Genomic DNA, 2,703 nt, shown 5'->3' with positions numbered 1-2,703 from the left:
TTATCTTTTTGACAACTTGATGTAGACAAACAATGATAAAAAAATAATGCCACCGCCGATGAGCTTTTGTGTCTCTATAACCTCCCCAAGCACACTCATACTTAATATCAGTGTCCAGATAGGCTCCAAGATCATAATCAACGACGCCGTTTCAATTTTCACTGAAAACTGTCCGATGGTTTGCATGAGATAACGCAGGACAGTCGCGATCACTGTTGAAATAGCAAACCAGAATATAATATCGCGGTTGATCTCAAATGCTTCAGGGGAGGTTAATAAGACCGAAAATGCACCGCTAATGCCGACCATAAACAACTGTAAGCAGATAGAGGTCAGTGGATTGATGCTGGTTAGGATTTTTTTATTAAATACAAAATGCAGTGACAGTAACGCCGATGCTAGCAGGAAATACCATTGGCTAGGCTCTACCTGCCAACCATTGGCTAGTGTTAACAATGTCATGCCGCTGATGGCAATCGGTAAGGCTATCCAAAAAGCACGGTTCGGTCTTATTTGGAACAGTAACCATGAGGTGATTGGCGCAATAATCATCGCCAAACTCATAATGAAAGCCCCTTCCGCTAGCGTATTGGAGATAAATACTGCGTGTACCCACACTTGAACAGAGGCCGCTAAAATAAGCCCTACAGCACAAACTGAGGCAACTTGTTTAAGGGTAAGAGTGAGAATGCGTTGGTAACAGAATGGCAGTAAAATGAGACTGGCAAGTAGAAAACGTGCGGTGATGAACGTCTCACCAGGCACTTCTAAAATGATACGTTTTGAGGCTATCCAACCCACAGCTGCAAGCAAGGTCGCAAGCAACAATAATATCTCTCCACGCAGCGCTGGTATTCTCATTGTTATTCTTTCAGTTTCTGCTTCTTGAACAATATGTTGGGAGGTAACGTATTAACCCTACGAGCGCTATTCATCACAGTGCATAACCGTAGGGTATCGTTTGCAGACCTTGTGATAGATTATGGCTTCGGGAGATACTCTCTGGCCAATAATCTACAAGCGGTTTAGCTCGGATTGTACTCTATATAGTCCGTTAATCCTTGCTCTGTGCCACCAAACAGGGTATTTGGATCGTGAGGCGCTAATGGGTAGCCATTTTTAATACGATTTGGCAGATCCGGATTTGCCACAAATGGACGGCCAAAGCCAACCATATCGGTCACGCCATCTTCAATCGCTTTTGCCCCTTTATCACTGTTGTAACGACCCGCATAAATGAGCACACCTTGGTATACAGCGCGCACTGCAGGTTTAAACTCTTTTGGAGTTTCAGGTGCATCGTCCCAGTCAACTTCTGCAATGTGGATGTAAACCACGTTGAGTGTATTGAGCAGTGCAGCAGCAGCAGTATAAGTTTCAACCGGTGTCGCATCAACAGTGCCGTTGAGTGAGGTGAATGGAGCAAGACGGACACCGACGCGATCGGCGCCAATAGCATCAGTCATCGCTGCAACAACTTCGGCCATAAAGCGTAATCTGTTTTCAATTGAACCACCGTACTCGTCGGTGCGAAGATTAGCTTCAGAATCAATAAACTGGTTGATCAAGTAACCATTTGCAGCGTGCAGTTCAATGCCATCAAAACCTGCTTCAATAGCATTGAGTGCCGCTTGACGATATTGACCAACGACCTGTTCAATATCGGCTTTAGTCATGGCGCGTGGCTCAACAATATCAACAAAGCCTGGTGCGTCAGTGCCATTATCGATAAATACTTTTACGTTTTTAGCTGCATGTGCTGAAGATGAAATAGGTTGCTCACCGCCAATGTTGTCAGGGTGAGTAACTCGGCCAACATGCCATAACTGCGCAAAAATCTTGCCCTCTTTAGCGTGCACTGCATCAGTCACTAGCTTCCAGCCGGTAATTTGCTCAGGGCTGTAAATACCAGGTGTCCATGCATAACCTTGACCATTTGCAGAAATTTGCGTGCCTTCGGCAACGATAAGTCCGGCAGATGCTCTTTGTGCATAATACTCAGCCATCATTTGGTTGGCGACATTACCAGGTTGGCTAGCGCGAGAGCGAGTCATCGGCGGCATAACAATACGGTTTTTTAGCGCAAGTTTACCCAGTTGGATTGGTTGAAATAGTGCATTAGTCATAGAGTTATTCTCCTGAAACTTGAATGAGTTCAATTTGGTAACCGTCTGGATCGGTTATGAAGGCGATATGAGTATTGCCGCCTTTTACGGGACCGGCTTCACGAGTGACATTGCCACCAAGTGCTTTAATCTTGTTACACGCGGCATAAATGTCTTCAACACCAAGTGCAATATGACCAAATGCGTTGCCCATCTCGTACTCATTAGTGTCCCAGTTAAAGGTCAGCTCAATCGTGGTGCTATCGGCTTGAGCCTCGTACCCGACAAAGACCAAGGTGTAGCGGTACTCACTGTTGTCTGTTCTTTCTAGTACTTTCATACCCAATACCTTGGTATAAAACTCGATGGATGTCTCAAGGTCTGTGACTCTTAACATGGTGTGTAAAAACTTCATATATTGCCTTTTGAAACGCCTCACGAACTTGAACGTGAACAGTATGAGTTGCGCGGTTTGATGATTTATTTTCGATGTACAGAGTTTATAGCGAATTAATGTAAACATAAAATTATCAAAAATTATTGATTTAATAATTATTTTTTATGAATATTGTTTTTGAATGGTTTGAATGGTTTGAAT

At 43.9% G+C, this 2,703-nt stretch carries 3 protein-coding genes; all 3 read right to left on the bottom strand.

The genetic code is table 11. The annotated features are described in order from the left end of the window. Entirely contained in the window at positions 1-861 is an 861-nt protein-coding gene (locus CXF82_RS01130; RefSeq protein WP_101093041.1) for a DMT family transporter, read from the bottom strand. Between the two features lie 164 nt (positions 862-1,025). Next, positions 1,026-2,126, bottom strand: coding sequence for an alkene reductase (locus CXF82_RS01125; RefSeq protein ID WP_102043531.1), 1,101 nt, complete (start codon positions 2,124-2,126; stop codon positions 1,026-1,028). A 4-nt stretch (positions 2,127-2,130) separates the two neighbouring features. Then, positions 2,131-2,520, bottom strand: coding sequence for a lactoylglutathione lyase (gene gloA / locus CXF82_RS01120; protein ID WP_102038143.1), 390 nt, complete (start codon positions 2,518-2,520; stop codon positions 2,131-2,133). Positions 2,521-2,703: the final 183 nt, after the last annotated feature.

This window comes from Shewanella sp. GutDb-MelDb, from assembly GCF_002836075.1.
Taxonomy (GTDB): domain Bacteria; phylum Pseudomonadota; class Gammaproteobacteria; order Enterobacterales; family Shewanellaceae; genus Shewanella.
This window is presented reverse-complemented; position numbering and strand designations above follow the sequence as displayed.